This is a genomic window from Ralstonia chuxiongensis, from assembly GCF_024158925.1.
Lineage (GTDB): Bacteria > Pseudomonadota > Gammaproteobacteria > Burkholderiales > Burkholderiaceae > Ralstonia > Ralstonia chuxiongensis.
In genome coordinates, this window is sequence record NZ_JAMYWC010000003.1 from 597467 (window position 1) to 619285 (window position 21819).

Annotated in this window: 21 protein-coding genes; 18 read left to right on the forward strand and 3 right to left on the reverse strand. The window is 62.8% G+C overall.

Features of this window, described 5'->3' with window-relative positions; all coding sequences use genetic code 11:
* Positions 1 to 93: 93 nt before the first annotated feature.
* The 7 genes from NKG59_RS12105 to NKG59_RS12135 all read left to right on the forward strand — a co-directional run bounded on the left by NKG59_RS12105 (position 94) and on the right by NKG59_RS12135 (position 6995).
* Entirely contained in the window at positions 94 to 1008 is a 915-nt protein-coding gene (locus tag NKG59_RS12105) for a LysR substrate-binding domain-containing protein (protein WP_253537053.1), read from the forward strand.
* A 22-nt stretch (positions 1009 to 1030) separates the two neighbouring features.
* Entirely contained in the window at positions 1031 to 2239 is a 1209-nt protein-coding gene (locus NKG59_RS12110) for a CaiB/BaiF CoA transferase family protein (protein WP_253537056.1), read from the forward strand.
* An 89-nt stretch (positions 2240 to 2328) separates the two neighbouring features.
* On the forward strand, positions 2329 to 3378 hold the full coding sequence (locus NKG59_RS12115) for an ABC transporter substrate-binding protein (RefSeq protein ID WP_082076055.1): 1050 nt from the start codon (positions 2329 to 2331) through the stop codon (positions 3376 to 3378).
* A gap of 64 nt (positions 3379 to 3442) precedes the next feature.
* Positions 3443 to 4255 carry an ABC transporter ATP-binding protein gene (locus NKG59_RS12120; RefSeq protein ID WP_253537060.1) on the forward strand — a complete coding sequence of 271 codons (813 nt, stop codon included), beginning with the start codon at positions 3443 to 3445 and terminating at the stop codon, positions 4253 to 4255.
* A gap of 23 nt (positions 4256 to 4278) precedes the next feature.
* Positions 4279 to 5070 (forward strand): ABC transporter permease, encoded by a 792-nt coding sequence (locus NKG59_RS12125; protein WP_045204270.1) that lies wholly within the window; start codon positions 4279 to 4281, stop codon positions 5068 to 5070.
* A gap of 91 nt (positions 5071 to 5161) precedes the next feature.
* Positions 5162 to 5791 carry a TetR/AcrR family transcriptional regulator gene (locus NKG59_RS12130; protein WP_253537063.1) on the forward strand — a complete coding sequence of 210 codons (630 nt, stop codon included), beginning with the start codon at positions 5162 to 5164 and terminating at the stop codon, positions 5789 to 5791.
* Positions 5792 to 5888: 97 nt separating this feature from the next.
* Positions 5889 to 6995 (forward strand): alkene reductase, encoded by a 1107-nt coding sequence (locus tag NKG59_RS12135; RefSeq protein ID WP_253537066.1) that lies wholly within the window; start codon positions 5889 to 5891, stop codon positions 6993 to 6995.
* A 76-nt stretch (positions 6996 to 7071) separates the two neighbouring features.
* Here the strand turns inward: NKG59_RS12135 and NKG59_RS12140 are convergent, their stop codons facing one another.
* Positions 7072 to 8046, reverse strand: coding sequence for an NADPH:quinone oxidoreductase family protein (locus NKG59_RS12140; RefSeq protein WP_253537069.1), 975 nt, complete (start codon positions 8044 to 8046; stop codon positions 7072 to 7074).
* Positions 8047 to 8256: 210 nt separating this feature from the next.
* Between NKG59_RS12140 and surE the strand changes: the two genes are divergently transcribed.
* The 4 genes from surE to rpoS are packed head-to-tail and all read left to right on the forward strand — an operon-like array spanning position 8257 to position 11946.
* Entirely contained in the window at positions 8257 to 9012 is a 756-nt protein-coding gene (gene surE, locus NKG59_RS12145; RefSeq protein ID WP_045204267.1) for a 5'/3'-nucleotidase SurE, read from the forward strand.
* Between the two features lie 15 nt (positions 9013 to 9027).
* Entirely contained in the window at positions 9028 to 9972 is a 945-nt protein-coding gene (locus tag NKG59_RS12150) for a protein-L-isoaspartate(D-aspartate) O-methyltransferase (RefSeq protein WP_253537072.1), read from the forward strand.
* A 1-nt stretch (position 9973) separates the two neighbouring features.
* Positions 9974 to 10801: a peptidoglycan DD-metalloendopeptidase family protein gene (locus tag NKG59_RS12155; protein ID WP_045204265.1), complete on the forward strand. Its 828-nt coding sequence runs from the start codon at positions 9974 to 9976 to the stop codon at positions 10799 to 10801.
* Positions 10802 to 10809: 8 nt separating this feature from the next.
* Positions 10810 to 11946 carry an RNA polymerase sigma factor RpoS gene (gene rpoS / locus NKG59_RS12160; protein WP_045204264.1) on the forward strand — a complete coding sequence of 379 codons (1137 nt, stop codon included), beginning with the start codon at positions 10810 to 10812 and terminating at the stop codon, positions 11944 to 11946.
* Positions 11947 to 11976: 30 nt separating this feature from the next.
* Here rpoS and NKG59_RS12165 read toward each other — a convergent pair whose 3' ends face one another.
* Positions 11977 to 12840, reverse strand: coding sequence for an endonuclease/exonuclease/phosphatase family protein (locus tag NKG59_RS12165; RefSeq protein ID WP_253537075.1), 864 nt, complete (start codon positions 12838 to 12840; stop codon positions 11977 to 11979).
* A gap of 160 nt (positions 12841 to 13000) precedes the next feature.
* Between NKG59_RS12165 and rlmD the strand changes: the two genes are divergently transcribed.
* Positions 13001 to 14353 (forward strand): 23S rRNA (uracil(1939)-C(5))-methyltransferase RlmD, encoded by a 1353-nt coding sequence (gene rlmD / locus NKG59_RS12170; protein WP_253537488.1) that lies wholly within the window; start codon positions 13001 to 13003, stop codon positions 14351 to 14353.
* A 104-nt stretch (positions 14354 to 14457) separates the two neighbouring features.
* On the opposite strand, the gene NKG59_RS12175 is transcribed toward rlmD, so the two are convergent.
* The gene (locus tag NKG59_RS12175; RefSeq protein ID WP_253537078.1) at positions 14458 to 15159 is read right to left on the reverse strand and encodes a Bax inhibitor-1/YccA family protein; all 702 of its coding nucleotides are present in this window, start codon (positions 15157 to 15159) and stop codon (positions 14458 to 14460) included.
* A 369-nt stretch (positions 15160 to 15528) separates the two neighbouring features.
* Here NKG59_RS12175 and ndk point away from each other — a divergent pair, with 369 nt between their 5' ends.
* From ndk to hisS, 6 genes are all read left to right on the forward strand, one after another.
* A complete protein-coding gene (ndk, locus tag NKG59_RS12180) occupies positions 15529 to 15954 on the forward strand; it encodes a nucleoside-diphosphate kinase (protein WP_045204261.1) in 426 nt (141 codons plus the stop codon).
* 43 nt (positions 15955 to 15997) lie between these two features.
* Positions 15998 to 17149, forward strand: coding sequence for a dual-specificity RNA methyltransferase RlmN (rlmN, locus tag NKG59_RS12185; protein ID WP_092971462.1), 1152 nt, complete (start codon positions 15998 to 16000; stop codon positions 17147 to 17149).
* Complete coding sequence (gene pilW, locus NKG59_RS12190; protein ID WP_253537080.1) at positions 17146 to 17943, forward strand: type IV pilus biogenesis/stability protein PilW; 798 nt, start codon at positions 17146 to 17148, stop codon at positions 17941 to 17943. Before rlmN ends, pilW begins: the two co-directional genes overlap by 4 nt.
* Positions 17936 to 19018, forward strand: a complete 1083-nt coding sequence (locus tag NKG59_RS12195; protein WP_045204258.1) for a RodZ domain-containing protein — start codon at positions 17936 to 17938, stop codon at positions 19016 to 19018. The genes pilW and NKG59_RS12195 overlap by 8 nt, the downstream gene beginning before the upstream one ends.
* Before the next feature lie 50 nt (positions 19019 to 19068).
* Positions 19069 to 20355 carry a flavodoxin-dependent (E)-4-hydroxy-3-methylbut-2-enyl-diphosphate synthase gene (gene ispG, locus NKG59_RS12200; protein ID WP_253537084.1) on the forward strand — a complete coding sequence of 429 codons (1287 nt, stop codon included), beginning with the start codon at positions 19069 to 19071 and terminating at the stop codon, positions 20353 to 20355.
* A 95-nt stretch (positions 20356 to 20450) separates the two neighbouring features.
* Positions 20451 to 21773: a histidine--tRNA ligase gene (gene hisS, locus NKG59_RS12205; protein WP_156158386.1), complete on the forward strand. Its 1323-nt coding sequence runs from the start codon at positions 20451 to 20453 to the stop codon at positions 21771 to 21773.
* The last annotated feature ends 46 nt before the right edge of the window (positions 21774 to 21819 follow it).

Below are 21819 nucleotides of genomic sequence, written 5' to 3' on the forward strand. Positions count from 1 at the left end.
AACGTGGGCGGGTGACGGCCGGATGAAACACGCACGGAACGTGCCACGATGTCACATCCGATGTTGTGTATTTCCCACCTTCAGCTTTCCACGATGAATCTCGCCCGCTTCGATCTTGTCACCCTCGGCTTGTTTGTGGCGGTGGCCCGGCTGGGCAGCATCTCGGCCGGAGCGCGCCAATCACACCTGGCTGTGGCTGCGGCAAGCAAGCGGATTTCCGATTTGGAAGCGGCCGTGGGCGCGCCGTTGCTCTATCGGCATGCCGCCGGCGTGGAACTGACCGAGGCCGGCCAGGCGTGCTTCCGCCATGCTGTGGGCATCCTGCAGGACGTCGAGCGCATGGCCGGTGCGCTGTCTGACTTTGCCGCAGGCACGCGCGGGCTGGTGCGCGTGTGGGCCAATACTTCGTCGATTACGCAATTCCTGGCCGACGATCTGGCCGCGTTCATGTTGGCCAATCCGGCCATCCGCATCGCGCTGGAAGAGCAGGACAGCGGCGATATTGTTGCGGCGCTGCGCGAGAACCGCGCAGACCTTGGCATCTTCGCGGCCGGTACGCCGTGCGACGGGCTGCAATCGTTCGACTACCGCGAGGACGATCTCGCCTTGGTGACGCCGCGCGGGCATCCATTAGCCGGGCGCAAGCAGGTTCATTTCGCCGACGTTGTGGATTTCGATTTCGTCAGCCTGCCGCCGGGCACCTCGCTGGCTGCGCAACTGGTCGACGAGAGTGTCCGCCTGGGCAAGCCGCTGCGTTTGCGTATCCAGGTGCGCAGCTTTGAAGCCGTCTGCCGCATGGTGGCATCTGGCTTGGGCGTGGGCATATTGCCGCGCATCGCGGCGCAAGGGCATGTATCGAGCCTGCCGGGTGCGGGTCTGGCGCTCGTGGCACTGCAAGACGAATGGGCGCATCGCCGCCTGTTGGTGGGCGTGCGCGATCCCGATGCGCTGACCAGCTCCGCGCGCCTGTTGATGACGCATCTGCTTGGCAACCCCGCTGCACTCTGAATTCAACGCTTTCTACACAACCATGCCGACACAGGTTTTGCAGGACATCCGCGTGCTCGAACTCGGGCAACTGATTGCCGGGCCGTTTGCCGCCAAGACGCTCGCCGACTTTGGCGCGCAGGTCATCAAGATCGAGCCGCCGGGGCAGGGCGATCCGCTGCGCAAATGGCGGATGCTGTATGAGGGCACGTCGGTCTGGTGGGAGGCGCAGTCGCGCAACAAGCAGTCGGTCTGTGTGGACCTGCGTGTGCCGGAGGGGCAGGAAGTCGTACGCAAGCTGGCCGCCGAAGCCGATGTCCTGATCGAGAATTTCCGCCCCGGCACCATGGAAAAGTGGGGGCTGTCGTACGAGGCGCTTTCCGCCATCAATCCGAAGCTGATCATGCTGCGCGTGTCGGGCTATGGCCAGACGGGCCCCAAACGTGATGAACCCGGCTTTGCCGCCATTGCTGAAGCCATGGCCGGCCTGCGCTATTTGACCGGCGAGCCGGGGCGGCCGCCTGCCCGCGCCGGGCTGTCACTTGGCGACACGATCGCCGGCTTGCATGGCGCGCTAGGCGTGTTGCTGGCCTTGTACGAACGCGATGCGCGTGGCGGCAAGGGGCAGGTGATCGACGTGGCGCTGTATGAATCCGTGTTCAACCTGACGGAGAGCCTGCTGCCCGAATACTCGGTGTTCGGGGCAATCCGCCAGCCGGCGGGCGGGGCGCTCCCGGGCATTGCACCGTCGAACGCCTACCGGTGCGCCGGCGGCGAATACGTTCTGATTGCCGCCAACGGCGACAACATCTTCCGCCGCCTGATGCAACACATGGGCCGGCAAGATCTGGCCGACGATCCCGATTTGGCCCGCAACGACGGCCGCGCCGCCCGGTCGGACGAAATCGATGCCGCCATCAACGCCTGGACAGGCACGCTGCCCATCGCCGATGTGCTGGCAGCGCTGCATGCGGCCGAGGTGCCCAGCGGCCCCATCTACACCATCGCCGACATTGCCGCAGACCCTCACTATCGGGCGCGCGGCGTGATCGAAACGGTGCGCGCGCAGTCTGGCATTGATGTAGAGATGCCGGGCGTGGTGCCCAAGCTTTCCGCCACGCCGGGCGCCGTGCAGGCGAGCGCGCCGCGCCTGGGCCAGCATACGCGCGACGTGCTGCGCGGCCACGGCCTGACGGACGAGCAGATCGACGCGCTGGTGTCGCAAGGCATCATTGCCGAAGCCAAGAGCTAGACAGCTAGGACGATCCCGCATGTTGTGTTGCAAATCGTTGCGGTAATATCGCCGCCGAGGCAGTGAACGCCACCAAACAGGAGACAGGCATGGGGACACGAGTCGTTGGGCGCTGGGCAAAATGGATGGGCGCAGCACTGTGCGCGACGAGCCTGGTGGCTGCCAGCCCCGCCGTTCTGGCACAGGGCAAACCTGAAAAGAGCAAGATCACCATCGCGGTGGGCGGCAAGGCGCTGTTCTACTATCTGCCGCTCACAATTGCCGAGCGCCTTGGCTACTTCAAGGACGAAGGCCTGGACGTTGAAATCGTCGACTTTGCCGGTGGCGCGAAAGCCCTGCAGGCCGTGGTTGGCGGCAGCGCCGACGTGGTGAGCGGCGCGTATGAGCACACGCTGGTAATGCAGGCCAAGGGCCAGATGTACCAGGAGTTCGTGCTGCAAGGGCGTGCCCCGCAGATCGTTCTGGCGGTCAACAACAAGACGATGCCCAACTACAAGTCGATTGCCGATTTGAAAGGCAAGAAGATCGGCGTGACGGCTCCGGGTTCGTCGACCAACATCATGGTCAACTACGTGCTGGCGCGCGCCGGCATCAAGCCGAACGAAGTGTCGATCATTGGCGTGGGCCCGAGCAGTGGGGCGATTGCCGCCGTGCGTGCTGGCCAGATCGACGCCCTGGCCAACCTGGACCCAGTGATGTCGATGCTCACGCAGAAGAATGAAGTGCGCGTGGTCTCGGATACCCGCACGTTGGCCGATACCAAGGCGGTATTCGGCGGCAACATGCCGGCCGGCTGCCTGTATGCATCCACCGCGTTCATCCAGAAGAATCCGAACACGACGCAGGCGATGACCAACGCCATGGTGCGCGCGCTCAAGTGGCTGCAGAAGGCAGGCCCGTCGGACATCGTCAAGACGGTGCCGGAAGCCTATCTGCTGGGTGACCGTGCGCTGTATCTGGCGGCGTGGGACAAGGTGCGCGAGGCCATCTCGCCGGATGGCACGATGCCCACCGACGGCCCCGCCACGGCACTGCGCACGCTGTCGGAGTTTGATGCGGAAGTGAAGGGCAAGCAGATCAAGCTCGACCAGACCTTCACCAACGCCTTCGTGCAGAAGGCCAACGCCAAGTACAAGTAATTTCGACAGGCTTTCAGCAACGCGCCCGGTTCCGCCCGGGCGCATTGCTTTTGGACCGCAGACCATGTCCCATCCCGCGCTTTCGTTCGATCAGATCACCTGTACGTTCATCTCACCCGACACGCCGGGCCAGCGTTACACCGCTGTGCAAAACACCTCGCTGGAGGTGCAGGCCGGCGAGTTCGTCTCCGTGGTCGGCCCGACTGGCTGCGGCAAATCTACGTTGCTGAATCTGGCTGCGGGCCTGCTGCAGCCGTCTTCCGGACAGGTGCGGGTCTTTGGTGAGCCGCTGCTCGGCATCAATCGTCGCGCCGGTTACATGTTCCAGGCAGAGGCGTTGATGCCGTGGCGCAGCGCGCTCGACAACGTGATGGCCGGGCTGGAGTTTCGGGGCATGTCCGACAAGGAAGCGCGTGACCTTGCCATGTCGTGGCTCGCGCGCGTGGGTTTGTCCGGGTTTGAAGGCCGCTATCCGCATCAGCTTTCCGGCGGCATGCGCAAGCGTGTGAGCCTGGCGCAAACGCTGGTGCTCGACCCAGACATCATCCTCATGGACGAGCCGTTCTCGGCGCTCGACATTCAGACGCGCCAGCTGATGGAAAACGAGGTGCTCGATCTGTGGGCCGCCAAGCGCAAGGCGGTGCTGTTCATCACGCACGATCTGGACGAAGCGATTGCCATGAGCGACCGGGTGGTCGTGCTGGCCGCCGGCCCCGGCACGCACCCGATCGGTGAATTCACGATCGGCCTGCCGCGCCCGCGCGATGTGGCCGAGATTCGCGATCAGGCCGGCTTTGTCGACCTGCATTCGCGCATCTGGGATGTGCTGCGCGAAGAAGTGCTCAAGGGCTATGCGCAGCATCGCCGCGTGGCTTGACCTGAATCTGATCGATTGCATCCATGGCTAACCGTCCGCTTTCTCTATTCGCGCTGCGCACCTGGCAGCTTGGCCTGCTGGTCGTCACGTTGGGCGTGTGGCACTTCGCCACGCGCTCGCAGGAAGTTGCGTTCTTCTTTGGAGAACCGCTCATCGTTGCCCAGCGCATCTGGGCGTGGTTCGTCACCGAAGGCGATATCTATCAACACCTTGGCGTGACGTTGGCCGAGACGGTGCTGGCATTTGCCATTGGCACGGCCAGCGGCCTGGGCGCAGGGCTGTGGCTGGCGCTGAGCCCGGCCGCATCGGCGGTGCTTGATCCGTACATCAAGGCTGCCAACTCGATGCCGCGCGTGATCCTGGCGCCAATCTTTGGCGTGTGGTTCGGGCTGGGAATCTGGTCGAAGGTGGCGCTGGCGGTGACGCTGGTGTTCTTCATCGTCTTCTTCAACGTCTATCAGGGCGTGAAGGAAGTGAGCCCGGTCGTGCTGGCCAATGCGCGCATGCTGGGCGCATCGCAGCGGCAACTGCTGCGCTTTGTCTATCTGCCGAGCGCGACGAGCTGGGTGTTCTCATCGCTGCATACGTCGGTCGGTCTGGCCTTCGTCGGAGCGGTGGTGGGGGAGTATCTCGGCTCGGCGCGCGGTGTTGGTTACCTGATCCTCCAGGCCGAAGGGACCTTCGACATCAACACCGTGTTTGCGGGCATCGTCGTGCTGACGGTATTTGCGCTGGTGCTCGACTGGCTCGTCGGCTTGATGGAAAAACGCCTGATGCGCTGGCAACCGAAGAGCGGCGAAACAGAGAAGCTCTGAGCGAGCGCCTCAACGACGCGTACGTCATATTGGCCCTGCTCATAGAAGGGTCATGCAACTAGACGGTCGGTCTACTACAATGCGATCCATCATGAGCAAGCATCCCGAACCCGTCACCGCTGAAGGCGCCGAAGCCCGGCACGACACCCGCGACCGCATTCTGGACGCCGGTGCCGAGTTGATCCTCGGACGTGGTTTCTCGGCGGTCGGTTTGGCGGAAATCCTCGGCCGCGCTCAGGTACCCAAAGGCTCGTTTTATTACTACTTCGGGTCGAAGGAAGACTTTGGCGTTGCCATGCTGGAGCGCTATTTCCAGGATTACGACGCCGGGGTTGTTAGCCTGTTCAACGACACGCGCATCACCGCCCGCGAGCGGCTGCTGCGCTATTTCATGGCCTGGATCGATCTGCATGAGCGCAGCGCGTGCGAAGTCACCTGTCTGGCGGTGAAGCTGTCGGGCGAAGTGTCGGATTTGTCCGAGCCGATGCGCAAGGTGCTGTCGACGGGGATGACGCGCATGGTCGAGCGCATCGCCACGGCAATCGAGGCGGGCGTCGCCGACGGTTCGTTGGCGCCTGTGGAGGATGCGCACCAGCTGGCCGAAGGGCTGTACGCCATGTGGATGGGCGGCGCGCTGTTGGCCAAGTCGCATCGCACTGTGGCCGCGTTCAAGAGCTGCGTGGCGCAAACGGAAATCCTGCTGGCCAAGCCCAAGCATTGATTGCAACCAAACCATTGCCGGCGAGGCATGTTCCTCGCTTTTTCTTTGATTCCGGTTCTAGATGACCGGTCGAATAGTCTCTCTTTCAGGAGCTGATATGACCCAACAACTGCTGTCCCCGATTCAGACCGGCCGTACGACCCTCGCCAACCGTGTCGTGATGGCGCCGCTCACGCGCTCGCGCGCAGGTCAGCCTGGCGACGTGCCGACCGAACTGAACGTGACTTACTACGCGCAGCGCGCAACCGCCGGCCTGATCGTGACGGAAGCGACGCAAATTTCCCGCCAGGGCCAGGGCTACGCCTGGACGCCGGGCATGTACACCGACGAACAGGAAGCTGGCTGGAAGGCGGTGGTGGATGCTGTGCACGCCAAGGGCGGCCGCATCTCGCAACAGCTCTGGCACGTGGGTCGTATTTCCAATACGTTGCTGCAGGAAAACGGCCAGGCACCTGTCGCGCCGTCGGCCATCGTCGCCAAGGGTGCACAGAGCTTTGTCGTGCAGCCCGACGGCACGCCCGCCAATGTGCCGACCAGCGAACCGCGCGCGCTCGCCACGGAAGAAATCCCTGGCGTGATCGCGCAATATCGTCAAGCCGTCCTGCGTGCACGCCGCGCTGGTTTCGATTTCGTTGAAATCCATGCGGCCAACGGTTACCTGTTGCACCAATTTTTGTCGACCAACAGCAACCAGCGCACCGACCAGTACGGCGGCTCCCTGGAAAATCGTGCCCGACTGATTCTCGAAGTGGTCGACACCGCCATCACAGAGATTGGCGCAGACCGCGTCGGCATCCGCCTGTCGCCGCACTTCGTCGCGCATGACATTGCCGATGCACAAGCCGAAGAAAGCGCGCTGTACCTCGCCCGCGAGCTGACCAAGCGTGGCATCGCCTATTTGCACATCGCCGAGCCGGATTGGGCCGGCGGGCCCGAGCTGACCAACGATTTCCGCCGCCAACTCCGCGACGCCTTCAAGGGCACGCTCATCGTGTGCGGCCAATACACGGCGGAAGAGGGCGAGCAGATGATTGCCTCCGGTCTGGCTGATGCCGTTGCGTTCGGTCGTCCGTTCATCGCGAACCCCGATCTGGTGGCGCGCTTCCGTGCCGGCGCATCGCTCAACCAGCCGGATCGCGCAACGTTCTACGGTGGCCAGGAGAAGGGCTACACCGACTATCCGACGCTGGAAGAAGCAGCCTGATAAGCGGTTGCATAAAAAAGAAAGCCGCGCAGGCGATCAACCTGCGCGGCTTTTTTGTCTCCAGCGCCTGCGTTTTTTAAGGCTGGATCACCACCTTGCCCGTCACCTTGCGCGCCGCCATATCCAGCAGCGCTTGCGTCGTCTGCTCCAACGGATAGCGCGCCGAGATATGCGGACGAATCTTGCCTTCCTGCATCCAGCCGAGCATCTGCATCATGTTCGCCAGATTCGCCTTCGGCTCGCGACGCGCGAATTCGCCCCAGAACACGCCGACCAGCGACGCGCCTTTTAGCAGCGCCAAGTTCAGTGGCATCTTCGGGATTTCGCCGTTGGCAAATCCGACCACGAGGTAGCGGCCACGCCAGGCAATCGAACGGAATGCCGGTTCCGCGTAGATGCCGCCGACCGGGTCATAGATCACGTCGGGGCCTTTGCCGTCGGTCAATACCTTGATGCGCTCGCGCAGGTCTTCGGTCGAATAGTTGATGAGCGCATCGGCGCCGTGGTCTTTGCAGACCGCCAGCTTTTCGTCGCTCGACGCCGCCGCGATGACGCGTGCGCCAATCGCCTTGCCGATCTCGATGGCTGCCAGTCCAACGCCGCCGGCCGCGCCGAGCACAAGCATCGTCTCGCCGACCTTCAGTTGGCCGCGATCGACCACCGCGTGGTGCGACGTGCCGTACGTAAGCGTGAATGCGGCGGCGGTGTCGAACGCCATGCCAGGCGGCATCGGCATCACCACCTTGGCCGACGCCTTGACCTGTGAAGCAAAGGCGCCCTGACCGAGGAAGGCGATCACATGGTCGCCGGCTTTGAGGTGCGACACGCCTTCGCCGACGGCGTTAACAACGCCCGCCACTTCCGAGCCGGGCGTAAACGGCAACTCCGGCTTGAACTGGTATTTGTTCTGGATGATCAGCACGTCAGGGAAATTCACCCCCGCAGCCTTGACGTCGATAACCACTTCACCAGCACCGGGCGACAGGTCCGGCAGCGTTTCGATCACCAGCGATTCGGGCGGGCCCCAGGTCTTGCAGACGACGGCTTTCATCAGTGTCTCCTCAACAGTTTTGCGTTGGATTGTTCGCCATCTCGCATGCATTGCACGCGATCTCGTTCGGCAGTGTAACCGAATAAAAGCACGGTCGTTCGATTTAGCCGGCGGCGATAAATCGTGCGGCTTGTCGATGCATTTTTTGTAAGCGTGTAGAACGTGTGCGCGAGCACAATTCGCGAACGTTGCTCGGTTACAATCCGCGCCATGCATATTCTCATTGCCAACGACGACGGATACCTCGCGCCCGGGCTCGCGGCGCTGCATCGCGCGCTGAGCCCTCTGGGCCGCGTGACGGTGGTCGCACCGGAGCAGAACCACAGCGGCGCGTCGAACTCGCTCACGCTGCAGCGTCCGCTTTCGGTGTTCGAAGCGACCGACGGTGCCCAGAAGGGTTTTCGCTTCGTCAACGGCACGCCGACGGACTGCGTGCACATCGCGCTTACCGGCATGATCGAAGAGAAGCCCGACCTGGTCGTCTCCGGTATCAACCAGGGTCAGAACATGGGCGAAGACGTGTTGTATTCCGGTACCGTCGCCGCAGCCATCGAGGGCTATCTGTTCGGTATTCCGTCGATTGCGTTCTCGCAGGCCGACAAGGGCTGGACGCACCTCGACGCTGCCGAGCGCGTCGCCCGCGAAGTTGTCGAGCGCTATCTGTCCGATCCGCTGGACGGCCCGGTCCTGCTCAACGTCAATATCCCGAATCTGCCCTACGGCGAACTGGCCGGTTGGCGCGCGACGCGTCTGGGCAAGCGGCACCAATCGCAGCCGGTGATCCGCCAGGCCAATCCGCGCGGCGAGCCGATCTTCTGGGTCGGTGCCGCCGGCGATGCGAAAGACGCCAGCGAGGGCACCGATTTCCATGCCGTCGCGCATGGCTTCGTTTCGCTGACACCGCTGCAGCTCGATCTGACCGATACGGCCCAACTGCGCACCGTGCGCCGCTGGCAGACGCCATGATCGTCACGGTGGCTCATGTCTGAACGCCCGCGAGACCGGCGCTTTCCGTTGACGCTTGACGCAGTGGTCGAGCGCAAGCCCGTGGAGCGCCAGCGTGAAACGCGTATCTCGTCAGGAGTGAGCGCGGTGTCACGCCCCACGCCGGTGCGTGCGGCATCCGTTGAGCGCGCGTCGCCCGCATCCGCCCCTGCACCTGCGCCACAGCGTGTGGCGGGTGTCGACGCTGTTGTCGGTGCTGTTGCTGCGAGCGCTGTACAGGCACGCACAGCGGCAGCGCACGCGGCTGCCGGCGGCATGGCATCGGACCGTGCGCGTCAGGCGCTGGTTGGCCGTGTGCAGGCCGGAGGCGTGATTGACAAGCGGGTGCTCGCTGCAATTGGCACGGTCCCGCGACATCTGTTTGTCGATGCCGGCCTTGCCTCACAGGCGTATGAAGATTCCGCATTGCCGATCGGTCATCAGCAAACGATCTCGAAGCCGTCAGTGGTCGGACGGATGATCGAGCTGTTGTTGAGTGGACGGTCCGGCCGCACTGGCATGCCGCTCGCTCGCGTGCTGGAAATTGGCACCGGCTGTGGCTACCAGGCAGCCGTTCTGGCACAGCTCGCCGACGAGGTGTACTCGATCGAGCGCGTCCGCCCGCTGCATGAAAAAGCCAAAGCGAACTTGCGGCCACTCCGCGTGCCAAACATCCGTCTGCACTATGGCGACGGCATGCTGGGGCTGCCGAAGGCCGCGCCGTTCGACGCCATCATCCTGGCGGCGGCAGGGCTGGAGGTGCCGCAGGCGCTTCTCGACCAGCTGACCGTTGGCGGCCGGCTGATCGCCCCGGTGGCTACCGATCGCAACAGCGGCCCCGCGCAGCAGCTCGTTCTTATCGAGCGTCGCAGCCGCTTCCAGTTTCACAGTACCGCGCTTGAAGGCGTTTTCTTTGTCCCGTTAAAATCAGGAACTGTTTAGCATGTTCATTTCCCGGAGCTCCATGAACCGTCCAAGCCCCGCACGCGCAGGCCGGCTCGCCGTGGCGATGGTGTCGGCCGCACTACTGGCGGCTTGCGCATCCTCCGGCAACCAAGCCCCTGTTCTCGACCGCACCTCGCGTGCCGGCAGCGCTGGCACCGTGTCGCAGGAGCCGCCGCCCCCCGGCTACTATCGAGTCAAGCGTGGCGATACCTTGTACAGCATCGCCTTGCGTAACGGCCAGGCGCCGCGCGACCTGGTGGCCTGGAACAACATCGCCAATCCGAATCAGATCGAAGTCGATCAGCTGTTACGTGTCGTTCCTCCGAACGCGGATGTCAGCAGCACCGGAGCCGTGGTCACGCCGGTTCGCCCGGCCAATACGACTGCGCAGCCGGTCGAATCCACGCCGGTGACGCCGCCGCCCGCAGCGTCGTCCAGTGCTCCTGCCGGGGCAAGCGACGGCGCAATCTCGCTTGCCTGGCCGGCACGCGGATCGCTCATCAACCGGTTCGATGACAAGAGCAACAAGGGCATCGACATTGGCGGCAAACGCGGTGACGCGGTGGTCGCTGCCGACGACGGAAAAGTGATCCACGTTGGACCCTTGCGTGGGTACGGGAATCTTGTCATCATCAAACACAACGACACGTTCCTGACCGCCTACGGCAACAACGATAAGGTTCTGGTCACCGAGCAATCCACGGTCAAGAAAGGGCAGAAGATCGCCGAAATGGGCAGTACCGATGCGGATCGCGTGAAGCTTCATTTTGAAGTGCGCCGCAACGGTAAGCCGGTCGATCCGATGCGCTACTTGCCGCCTCAATAGAGGAATGCATGCCGCGCCAGAAAGCCGCCACGCCCGTCAACCCCGCCGATGACAACATCGACGCTGCTGTAGAGGGCCAGCGCACCCCGAATGGGCGCGCGGGACGGCGTGCGCGCGGCGAGGCACAGCCCCCTGCTGAAGAGATCGAAGTCGTCGACGCGCTTGTCGACGACCTGCCTGCTTCCGATTCCGCCGAGCTCAACGACACGTCGGACAGTGCCGACGAGCCCGATGAAGAAGAGGAAGAGGGTGAAGAGGCCGAGGAAGCTGCACCCGAGGAAGATTTCCGCAAGGTGCTGCAGGCCGAACTGGCTGCCGACACCGTTCAGCACTATCTCAATCGCATCAGCATTAAGCCGCTTCTGACGCCGGCCGAAGAACTGCATTTCTCGACGTTGGCCAAGGCGGGCGAGTTTGCCGCGCGCCAAGTCATGATCGAGCGCAATCTCCGCTTGGTCGTGAGCATTGCCAAGGGCTATCTGAATCGCGGTGTGCCGCTGCTCGATCTGATCGAAGAGGGCAATCTGGGTCTGATGCACGCGATCGAAAAGTTCGATCCGGAACGCGGATTCCGCTTCTCCACGTATGCAACGTGGTGGATTCGCCAGAGCATCGAGCGCGCGATCATGAATCAGGCGCGCACAGTTCGTTTGCCGGTGCACGTAATTCGCGAGCTCAACCAGGTGCTGCGCGCCAAGCGTCATCTGGAAAAGAGTGGCGTGGATGGCCGCGACGCAAGCCTCGAAGACATCGCTCACCTGCTCGGCAAGACCACGGAGGAAGTGCAGGACGTGCTCTCGCTCAACGAGCACACGACTTCGCTGGATACGCCGTTCGATCTTGATCCGGGTACGAGCCTGCTTGATTTCCTGTCGGACGAGCATGGTGCCTCGCCCGATCAGGAGGTGGCACATCGCGAGCTGTCACTCTTGATGAAGTCGTGGCTCGCACGCTTGTCCGACAAGCACCGCTATGTGGTTGAGCGCCGCTTTGGCCTTAACTACATCGAGCCTGCCACGCTGGAAGAACTGGCTGCTGAGATGGGTTTGACGCGTGAACGCGTGCGTCAGATTCAACAGGAGGCGCTGGTCAAGCTCAAGCGTCATTTCGCCTCGCAGGGCGTGCGCAAGGACGCGGTGCTGTAAAGCGCCGTAGCCCCTCTTTCTCCTCTGTTTTCAGTCGTTCAGCAGCTCCAGCAGCATCGGTTGATGATCCGATGCCTGCGTGGCGCTGTCGACTTCTAGGCGCACCACGCGCCGCTTCAATGGCTCGCTGATCAGCACGAAATCGCACGCGTAGGCCGGTTCGGTCCAGCCAGCGCGGTCGTGCACACCGAAAGTCGGTGGCTGCGGCGTCGCGCCGTGCGCAATCTCCCACGCATCATGCAAAGCGGGTTCGCGAGTGAATGGCACGGTGGCCAAGCGCTTGGGCATGGAATCTGGCTTGCAGTTGAAATCGCCGCAGACGATGGTTGCCGTGGTCTGCGCTAGCGGGCGGAAAGGACCAGTTTCGGGCTCGGTGCCAAGCACGGATGGTTGGTCCGTACGCGCGCAACCTTCCGTGTGGATGGCTCGCAGTGCGTCGATTTGCGCCACACGCTGAGGTTCCGAGTAGTACTCCAGATGTGTGGTGACAACACGCAAGGCACCAAACGGCGCCTGCACGATTACCTCAATGGCCATGCGGGGCATGCACGGTGTGGCATCGGGCGGGCAGGGCAATGCGTGACGCCGGATGTAATGCACGGGCAGGCGCGTGGCAATGGCGTTGCCGAAGCGCTGCACGTGCAGGCCGTTGTTACGCTCCAGGGCGAATCCACTGATGACGGTGTATTCGCTGCCCAGCGCATCGGCCAGTTCGCTCCATTGGTCGATGCCCGGTTGGCCTGGGAGGTTGCTGAAGCCGGAGGTGACTTCCTGCAGGCATAACACGTCGAATTCAGCCATCGCACGGGCTTGCGAGAGTTGGCGCTCGAGGCTGACGTGCCCGTCGGCGCCACGGCCCCACTGGATATTCCACGTCAGGATGACGGTGCCCATGCTGGTCCTCCGGTGTCTTACAATGCCGCCCTTGTCCTCATTTTGCCCAGGCTCGCTCGTGTCTCAAGCTGCACCCAACGTCACGCCTTCCTCTTCCGTTCCAGCAACGGTCGCGCCGGACACGCCGCCGGCCAAAACCCGTGGGCGCCGTAAGCCCGAGATGCCCGTGGCGGGCCCATTGGACATCGTCTCGCTCGATGGCGAAGCGCGGGGCATTGGGCGTTTAGTGAACGAGGATGGCACGCCGGGAAAGGTTGTCTTCGTGGAAGGCGCATTGCCGGGCGAGCGGGTGATGTACCGCAGTCACCGCGTCAAGTCGTCGTACGAACAGGCGAGTGTCGTGAACATTCTGCGCCAGTCCGCTTCGCGCGTGACGCCGCGGTGCAAATTTTTCGGGGTGTGCGGTGGCTGCTCGATGCAGCATCTGGATTCGCGCGCGCAGGTTGCGATCAAGCAGCGCGTGCTGGAAGACGATCTGTGGCATTTGGCCAAGCTGCGTCCGGACGTGGTGTTCCGGCCCATTGCCGGTCCGGACTGGGGTTACCGCTATCGCGCGCGTTTGACCGTGCGTTATGTCGCGGCCAAAGGTGGCGTGCTGGTGGGTTTTCACGAGCGCAAAAGCAGCTATGTGGCCGACATGACGTCATGCGAGGTGTTGCCGCCGCACGTGTCGGCGCTGCTGGTGCCGTTGCGCGAGTTGGTGGGGCGCCTATCGATCGTGCAGCGTATGCCGCAGATCGAGCTGGCCGTCGGCCAGGATGTGACCGCGCTGGTGTTGCGTAACCTAGAGCCAATCACCGCTGAAGATGAGGCGGAACTGAGCGCTTTCGCCGATCATCACAACGTTCAGTTCTGGCTGCAGCCCAAGGGGCCGGATACGGTCTATCCGTTCCATCCGCTCGATCGTACGCTGACGTACACGCTGCCCGAGTTCGGCATCACCATGCCGTTCAAGCCGACGGATTTCACGCAGGTCAATCACCAGATCAACCGGGCGCTGATGTCGCGGGCGCTGAAACTGCTCGACGCGCAACCGGGTGATCGGCTGCTCGACCTGTTCTGCGGTATCGGCAACTTCACGCTGCCAATGGCTACACGTGCCCGCGAGGTTATGGGGATCGAAGGCAGCGAGGCGCTGACGACGCGTGCCCTGGCCAACGCCCAGTACAACGGCTTGGACGCGAAGACAACATTCGCTTGCCGCAATCTGTTCGAAGTGACGGCTGATGACATTGCCGCGCTGGGCAAGTTTGACCGTTGGCTGATCGATCCGCCGCGCGAAGGCGCGCTGGCTGTGTCCAAGGCGCTGGCCGAGTTGTCTCAGCGTGGCGGTGATGCGGCTGAATTGTTGCCGAAGCGCATCGTCTACGTGTCGTGCAATCCGGCGACGCTGGCGCGCGACGCGGGTCTGCTTGTGCATGAGGCCGGCTACAGGCTGGCCGGTGCGGGCGTAGTGAACATGTTCCCGCACACGTCGCATGTGGAATCGATGGCGGTATTCGAGCGCGTCTGATCGCTCATCACGTAGTCTTGCGTGCAAAAAAAAACCGGCGCATCAGGCGCCGGTTTTTTTTGTTGCTCCGCGCCAGTGTTAGCGCGTCGGGGGCCGAATTTCGTTCAGTTGCGATTTCCGCCGAAGATGCCCAGGATCGCCAGCAGGTTCGTGAAGATGTTGTAGACGTCCAGGTAGATCGCCAGGGTGGCAGTCACGTAATTGGTTTCGCCGCCGTTCACGATGCGCTGCACGTCGAACAGGATGTAAGCGGAGAAGATCGCGATGGCCAGCACCGAGATCGTCAGCATCATCGCCGGCAGTTGCAGCCAGATATTGGCCACCGAGCCCACGATCAGCACCAGCACGCCCATGAACAGCCATTTGCCCAGGCCCGAGAAATCACGCTTGCTGACCGTGGCGACCGTCGCCATCACACCGAAGATGATCGCTGTCCCGCCGAACGCCGTCATGATGAGCGACGCGCCGTTCGAGAAGCCCAGGATCATGCCGATCAGCCGCGACAGCATCAGCCCCATGAAGAGCGTGAAGCCGAGCAGCAGGGCCACGCCCAAGCCGCTGTTCTTGAAGCGCTCAATGGCGTAGAAAAAGCCAAAGGCCACTGCCATGAAGATGACGAACCCCATTAGCGGGCTGCGTCCCATCAGGTTGAAGCCGGTAGCGACACCGATCCACGCACCGAGGATGGTGGGGATCATGGAAAGCGCGAGCAGCCAATAGGTATTGCGCAGCACACGGTTACGGACGGCCAACGCGCCGGCGGTGCCGGAAGCGCCAAAACCGTACGTGTTGAGTTGGTTGTCCATGCGAACTCCTTGGGGTGAATGACATTGCAGACAATGCGACGACACAGCGAATGTGGCATCCAAAGCGGGCTTTTGCAAGCCGCGCCGTCCTTACTTGGAGAGTCAGCATGCCACGCGGTTCCGGCTGCTGGCCGGCAATCGCGGCGGAAAGTGTCCTTTGCGGGTGACTTTCCGTGCCCCCAATAAGGGGATGCTAAGGCGCGTAAATCGGGCTGGCAGCGTGCTCAATGCAAAGTGATCGTTGCGCCTCCCGCCTCTCCCGGCATGCGCGTCGTCGGGTTGCACCGCTTGACATCCAATCTGGCTCCCTCCCGTGTTAGAATCTAACGTTTATCTTTCACGTAACACCTTCATTTTTTGGAGTTTTTGATGGCGCTCGAACGCACTTTGTCGATTATCAAACCGGATGCCGTGGCCAAGAATGTCATCGGCCAGATCTACGCCCGCTTCGAAGGCGCAGGCCTGAAGGTCGTCGCGGCCAAGATGATCCACCTGTCGCGCGCAGAAGCCGAGCAGTTCTACGCCGTGCACAAGGAGCGCCCGTTCTTCAAGGATCTGGTGGACTTCATGATCTCGGGCCCGGTGATGGTGCAGGCGCTGGAAGGCGAAAACGCAATCGCCAAGAACCGTGACCTGATGGGTGCAACCGATCCGAAGAAGGCTGAGAAGGGCACGATCCGCGCCGACTTCGCCGACAGCATCGACGCCAACGCCGTGCACGGTTCGGATGCTGCTGAAACGGCTGCCGTGGAAGTCGCTTTCTTCTTCCCGGGCCTGAACATTTACAGCCGCTAAGCGTCAACACTAGACTGGAATTGGTGGTTTCGGGTTGCAAGTCATGAGCGATGTGGTGAATCTCCTCGATTTCGACGCACAGGGTCTTCTCGCGTACTGCGAGAGCCTGGGTGAGAAATCGTTTCGCGCCAAGCAATTGCAGCGCTGGATTCACCAGTCGGGCGCGTCCGATTTTGGCGAGATGACCGATCTCGCCAAGTCGCTGCGCGAAAAGCTCGCGACCCGCGCCAACATCCAGGCACCGGCGGTCATTACTGATCACCTTTCGTCGGACGGCACGCGTAAGTGGCTGGTCGACGTGGGGCAGGGCAATGCCGTCGAGACGGTCTACATCCCCGAAGAGACGCGTGGCACGTTGTGCGTATCGTCTCAGGCGGGGTGTGCCGTCAACTGCCGGTTCTGTTCGACCGGCAAGCAGGGCTTCTCGCGCAATCTCAGCACGGGCGAGATTATCGGTCAGCTGTGGATGGCCGAATTCGCCATGCGCAAGCAGCTCGGTCGCGGCCCGAAGGACGATCGTGTCATCACCAACGTGGTGATGATGGGCATGGGCGAGCCGCTGCTGAACTACGACGCCGTGGTGCCGGCTTTGGCCCTGATGCTGGACGATAACGCGTATGGCCTTTCGCGCCGACGCGTCACGGTATCCACCTCCGGCGTGGTGCCGATGATGGACCGCCTTGCGCGCGATGTGCCCGTGGCGCTTGCAGTGTCTCTGCATGCATCCAACGATGCGCTGCGCGACGTGCTCGTGCCGCTCAACAAGAAGTACCCGCTGGCCGAACTGATGGCAGCCTGCCGCCGCTATCTTGAGTTTGCGCCGCGCGATTTCATCACGTTTGAATACTGCATGCTCGATGGCGTCAACGACACCGTCGAGCATGCCCGTGAACTGCTGCGCGTCGTGGCCGACGTGCCGTGCAAGTTCAATCTGATCCCGTTCAACCCGTTCCCGGAATCGGGGTTGAAGCGCTCGAACAATGAGCAGATCCGCCGTTTCTCACAAGTGCTGCTGGATGCCGGCATTGTCACGACCATCCGCAAGACGCGGGGTGACGACATCGATGCGGCCTGCGGTCAGCTCGCCGGCGAGGTCAAAGATCGCACACGCCTGGCCGAGCGCGGCAAGTTCGGCAAGATCGTCGAGATCCCCGTGGTCGGGGCCGACTCAACTCACCGCATGGGTACCGCATGAAGCGTTGGTCGACTGCTGTCAGTCTGGTCTTCACGCTGGCAGCTGCCGGGTGCGCATTGTCGCCGCCGGTCCAGACACAGACACGAGAAGTCACGACCGTCCCCGATCAAAAGGCCGACGCCGGTCGCCGGGCCGCGATCCGATTGCAGCTCGCGACGCAATACTTGGAAGCTGGTCAGAATGCGACAGCGCTTGAGGAAATCAAGAACGCCATCGCGATCGATCCGAGTGTCCCAAATGCGTATCACATACGTGCGCTGGCCTATATGAATCTCGGTCAACGCGAACAGGCAGACGAGAGTTTCCGCAGCGCGCTGGCCGCGACACCGCAAGATGGTGACCTGCTGAACAACTACGGTTGGTTCCTGTGCTCGCAAGGCGGCAAGCCGGATCAAGGCATGGCAATGCTGCGCCAGGCCATCGAGACGCCTGCCGCCGCCAGCCCGGCCAAGCCGTGGACGAACCTAGGCGTTTGCCAGATGCGTCAGGGCGATCTGGATGGCGCGGAGAAGAGCCTGACGCGCGCCACCTACATCGACGCAAACAATTTGCTGACCAACCTCACGTTGGCGCAGCTTTACTACAAACGCCGCGAATACGCGCGTGCCATGCCGTTTATCGAACGTGTGAATGGCCGTGGCAATGCGACGGCAGAAAGCTTGTGGCTGGGCGCTCGCATCGCGCGTCGCCTCGGTGACACTTCGCAGCAGAACGCATGGAGCGCGCAATTGCAGCGTCGCTTCCCCAATGCGCCCGAAGAGGCGGCATTCGAACGAGGAGCCTGGGATGACTGACCGCGACGTGGCAAGCGCTGCCGACTTCTCTCACGGCACGGCGCCTGCCTCGAATCCGCCTGCCGCCGCGTCGCCTGAGCGCGACGATGCGTTGCGTCAGATTGCCGAACGCCTGCGCGCCGGCCGTGAGCATCAGCGTCTGACGGTCGACGATCTGGCCACGCGCTTGAAAGTGGCACCGGGCAAGTTGTTGGCGGTGGAATCGGCGGATGTCAGTGCGTTGCCCGACATGACGTTTACCAAGGGCCTCATCCGCGCCTATGCGCGCGCTCTGCAGGTCGATGTCGATGATCAGCTCGCGCGTTTGAACGCGCGTGCGCAGGTCACCAACATCGGATTGCGCCCCGAAGGCGGCCTGGGTGAATCGTTTTCCGACAAGCCGAGCTTTGCCAAGCGTCGGAGCGGCAGTGGCCGCTGGCTGATCGGCGTGCTGATTGCGGTGATTGTGGCGGCCGGCGCGCTCGCTGGTATGGATCGTCTCAAGCAGTGGTTTGCCACGCAAACGGCAGCTACGCAGAACACAGAATCCACAGCAAAGGAAGCATCGGCTGCGGAGCAAACCGCGCCCGCGCAAGTGGCTCCAGCGGCTGAGCAGGCTCCGGCAGAAACGCCGGCCGCTTCTATGCCGACACCGTTGACGCCCGTTACGCCGGCCGCTCCGGCCTCCGGTGTGGTGACTGCGCCGCTGGCGCCCCCGCCTACGCTGCCGCGTTCGGACAACGGTGCCGCGCCGGCGCCCGCTGTAGCCGTTGCGGGTGCCAAGCCGGCTGTGATCAACGTCGACGCTCCAGTCGTTGCGCTGCCGGCAGAAGCCGCCAAGCCGGCTGAATCGGGTGGCGGTACGGTCTCGGTACGCTTCTCCGGTTCGTCTTGGTACGAGATCAAGGACAAGACTGGGAAGACGCTTGCCAGTGGCATTTCCAAGGAAGGTGACGCACGTGATCTGACCGGTACGCCGCCATTCAAGGTCGTCTTCGGCAATGCGGAAGCAGTTGAATCGCTGGCCGTGGGCGGTGCCACCGTCGATCTTCAGAAGTACGCCCGCAATCGCGTGGCACGGGCTACGTTGCCCTGAACCGTTTTGTAAATGGCGCGGCGCTTGTGAGCGGCGCGCCTTGTCTGATCATGGAAATCACCACGCCTCTCGATTGCGCTCCAGCCTTGGTGGGCCCGTTGCCGCGCCGGAACTCGCGCGCGGCCGAAATCCGCTGGGGCGATCGCGTCGTGCATGTCGGCGGCGATGCGCCGGTCTGTGTGCAATCGATGACGAATACCGACACGTCGGATGCCATCGGTACCGCAATCCAGGTGAAGGAGCTGGCGCGTGCCGGCTCTGAGTTGGTGCGCATCACAGTGGATACGCCGGCCGCCGCCGCTGCGGTGCCGGCCATCCGCGAGCAGCTCGACCGCATGGGTGTGGATGTGCCGCTGGTGGGGGATTTTCACTACAACGGTCACAAGTTGCTGCAGGACTATCCGGAGTGCGCGCAGGCGCTGTCCAAGTACCGCATCAACCCGGGCAACGTCGGGCAGGGTGCCAAGCGCGACACGCAGTTCGCGCAGATGATCGAGATCGCCTGCCGCTACGACAAGCCGGTGCGTATCGGCGTGAACTGGGGCAGCCTAGATCAGGATCTGCTCGCGCGCATCATGGACGAGAACGCGCAACGCGCATCTCCGTGGGATGCTCGCGCCGTGATGGTTGAGGCGTTGATTACCTCGGCGATCCAGTCCGCACAGAAGGCTGAAGAACTGGGCTTGCCAGGCAGCCAGATCATCCTGTCATGCAAGGTCTCTGCAGTGCAGGATCTGATTGCTGTGTACCGCGAGCTCGCGCGTCGCTGCAATTACGCGCTGCACCTGGGCCTGACCGAGGCCGGCATGGGTAGCAAGGGCATCGTCGCTTCCACGGCGGCGTTGTCGGTGCTGCTGCAGGAAGGCATCGGCGACACGATCCGCATTTCGCTCACGCCGGAGCCGGGTGCGCCACGCGAGAAGGAAGTCATCGTCGCGCAAGAAATTCTGCAGACCATGGGCCTGCGCAATTTCACCCCCATGGTGATCGCGTGCCCGGGTTGCGGGCGCACGACCAGTACGGTGTTTCAGGAACTGGCGGCGCGCATCCAGTCGTACCTGCGAGAGCAGATGCCGATGTGGAAGACGCAGTACCCCGGTGTCGAAGAGATGAACGTGGCCGTGATGGGCTGCATCGTCAACGGCCCCGGTGAGAGCAAGCACGCCAACATCGGCATTTCGTTGCCAGGCACGGGCGAATCGCCGGCGGCGCCGGTGTTCGTTGACGGCGTGAAGGTGAAAACGCTGCGCGGCGAACGCATCACAGAAGAATTCCAGACGATCGTCGACGAGTACGTGCGCACGCATTACGGCGCACAGACCCCGGCGACGGTCTAAGCGGCACGGGCTTCAAAACTCGAAGCCCAAGCGCGAAACGACCGGCCGGCCCCGCATAGAGGTAGATGCGAGAGGCCAGCTTTCAACGTGACATGATGAGCGATACACAAAAACAACGCGTGCAGAAGATCGCCGGCGTCAAAGGCATGAACGACCTGCTGCCCAGTGACGCCCCCCTGTGGGAGCACTTTGATAACGCGGTGCGCAGCATGCTGCGCGCCTATGGCTACCAGCAGATTCGCACGCCGATCGTCGAGCAGACGCAATTGTTCGTGCGTGGAATCGGCGAGGTGACGGATATCGTCGAGAAGGAGATGTACACCTTCACCGATGCGCTGAACGGCGAGCAACTGACCATGCGCCCGGAAGGCACCGCTGCCGCCGTGCGCGCCGTGATCGAGCACAACCTGCTGTACGACGGCCCGAAGCGCCTATGGTACACCGGCCCGATGTTCCGCCACGAGCGTCCGCAGCGCGGTCGCTATCGCCAGTTCCATCAGGTGGGCGTGGAAGCGCTGGGCTTTGCGGGCCCGGACATCGACGCAGAAGTCATCCTGATGTGCCAGCGCCTTTGGGACGATCTCGGTCTGGTCGGCCTGAAGCTGGAGTTGAACTCGCTCGGTCAGGCGGAAGAGCGCGCTGCGCATCGCGCCGACCTCATCAAATATCTGGAAGGCTTCCAGGACATTCTGGATGAGGACGGCAAGCGCCGCCTGTACACCAACCCGCTTCGCGTGCTTGACACGAAAAACCCGGCGCTGCAGGAAATGGCCGCCGGCGCGCCGAAGTTGATCGACTACCTGGGCGACGAATCGCGCGCGCACTTTGAAGGCGTGCAGAAGCTGCTCAAGGCGAACAACATTCCGTTCACCATCAACCCGCGTCTGGTGCGGGGGTTGGATTACTACAACCTCACCGTCTTCGAGTGGACGACGGACAAGCTGGGCGCGCAGGGAACCGTGGCCGGCGGCGGCCGCTATGACCCGCTGATCGAGCAGATCGGCGGCAAGCCTGCCCCTGCATGCGGCTGGGCGATGGGGGTAGAACGCATCATCGAACTGTTGCGTGAGGAAAAGCTCGAGCCCGAAGCGCAAGGCTGTGACGTCTACATCGTCCACCAGGGCGATGAGGCGCAGGTGCAGGCGCTGATCGCGGCAGAGCGACTGCGCGATGCCGGCCTCGATGTCATCCTTCACGCCTCGCCGGAAGGCCGCAACGGTAGCTTCAAGTCGCAGTTCAAGCGCGCTGACGCAAGTGGTGCATCCTATGCGGTTATCATTGGCGACGATGAAGTCACCCAAGGTGTTGCGCAGATCAAGCCGCTGCGTGGCGATCCCGCCGCGGATGCCCAGCAGACCGTGCCGTCGGACCAACTGGTCGACCGCCTGATCGATGCCATGGTGGCCAACAACGACTAACCGCGACAGTGCGTTCGGCAGCGAACCACCGCGATTCACTTCCAAT

What these genes read in the sequence shown, in the direction of transcription:
- NKG59_RS12105 (WP_253537053.1), top strand. Translation starts at nt 94, where the DNA reads ATGAATCTCGCCCGCTTCGATCTTGTCACCCTCGGCTTGTTTGTGGCG.
- NKG59_RS12110 (WP_253537056.1), top strand. Translation starts at nt 1,031, where the DNA reads ATGCCGACACAGGTTTTGCAGGACATCCGCGTGCTCGAACTCGGGCAA.
- NKG59_RS12115 (WP_082076055.1), top strand. Translation starts at nt 2,329, where the DNA reads ATGGGGACACGAGTCGTTGGGCGCTGGGCAAAATGGATGGGCGCAGCA.
- NKG59_RS12120 (WP_253537060.1), top strand. Translation starts at nt 3,443, where the DNA reads ATGTCCCATCCCGCGCTTTCGTTCGATCAGATCACCTGTACGTTCATC.
- NKG59_RS12125 (WP_045204270.1), top strand. Translation starts at nt 4,279, where the DNA reads ATGGCTAACCGTCCGCTTTCTCTATTCGCGCTGCGCACCTGGCAGCTT.
- NKG59_RS12130 (WP_253537063.1), top strand. Translation starts at nt 5,162, where the DNA reads ATGAGCAAGCATCCCGAACCCGTCACCGCTGAAGGCGCCGAAGCCCGG.
- NKG59_RS12135 (WP_253537066.1), top strand. Translation starts at nt 5,889, where the DNA reads ATGACCCAACAACTGCTGTCCCCGATTCAGACCGGCCGTACGACCCTC.
- NKG59_RS12140 (WP_253537069.1), bottom strand. Translation starts at nt 8,046, where the DNA reads ATGAAAGCCGTCGTCTGCAAGACCTGGGGCCCGCCCGAATCGCTGGTG.
- surE (WP_045204267.1), top strand. Translation starts at nt 8,257, where the DNA reads ATGCATATTCTCATTGCCAACGACGACGGATACCTCGCGCCCGGGCTC.
- NKG59_RS12150 (WP_253537072.1), top strand. Translation starts at nt 9,028, where the DNA reads ATGTCTGAACGCCCGCGAGACCGGCGCTTTCCGTTGACGCTTGACGCA.
- NKG59_RS12155 (WP_045204265.1), top strand. Translation starts at nt 9,974, where the DNA reads ATGTTCATTTCCCGGAGCTCCATGAACCGTCCAAGCCCCGCACGCGCA.
- rpoS (WP_045204264.1), top strand. Translation starts at nt 10,810, where the DNA reads ATGCCGCGCCAGAAAGCCGCCACGCCCGTCAACCCCGCCGATGACAAC.
- NKG59_RS12165 (WP_253537075.1), bottom strand. Translation starts at nt 12,840, where the DNA reads ATGGGCACCGTCATCCTGACGTGGAATATCCAGTGGGGCCGTGGCGCC.
- rlmD (WP_253537488.1), top strand. Translation starts at nt 13,001, where the DNA reads ATGCCCGTGGCGGGCCCATTGGACATCGTCTCGCTCGATGGCGAAGCG.
- NKG59_RS12175 (WP_253537078.1), bottom strand. Translation starts at nt 15,159, where the DNA reads ATGGACAACCAACTCAACACGTACGGTTTTGGCGCTTCCGGCACCGCC.
- ndk (WP_045204261.1), top strand. Translation starts at nt 15,529, where the DNA reads ATGGCGCTCGAACGCACTTTGTCGATTATCAAACCGGATGCCGTGGCC.
- rlmN (WP_092971462.1), top strand. Translation starts at nt 15,998, where the DNA reads ATGAGCGATGTGGTGAATCTCCTCGATTTCGACGCACAGGGTCTTCTC.
- pilW (WP_253537080.1), top strand. Translation starts at nt 17,146, where the DNA reads ATGAAGCGTTGGTCGACTGCTGTCAGTCTGGTCTTCACGCTGGCAGCT.
- NKG59_RS12195 (WP_045204258.1), top strand. Translation starts at nt 17,936, where the DNA reads ATGACTGACCGCGACGTGGCAAGCGCTGCCGACTTCTCTCACGGCACG.
- ispG (WP_253537084.1), top strand. Translation starts at nt 19,069, where the DNA reads ATGGAAATCACCACGCCTCTCGATTGCGCTCCAGCCTTGGTGGGCCCG.
- hisS (WP_156158386.1), top strand. Translation starts at nt 20,451, where the DNA reads ATGAGCGATACACAAAAACAACGCGTGCAGAAGATCGCCGGCGTCAAA.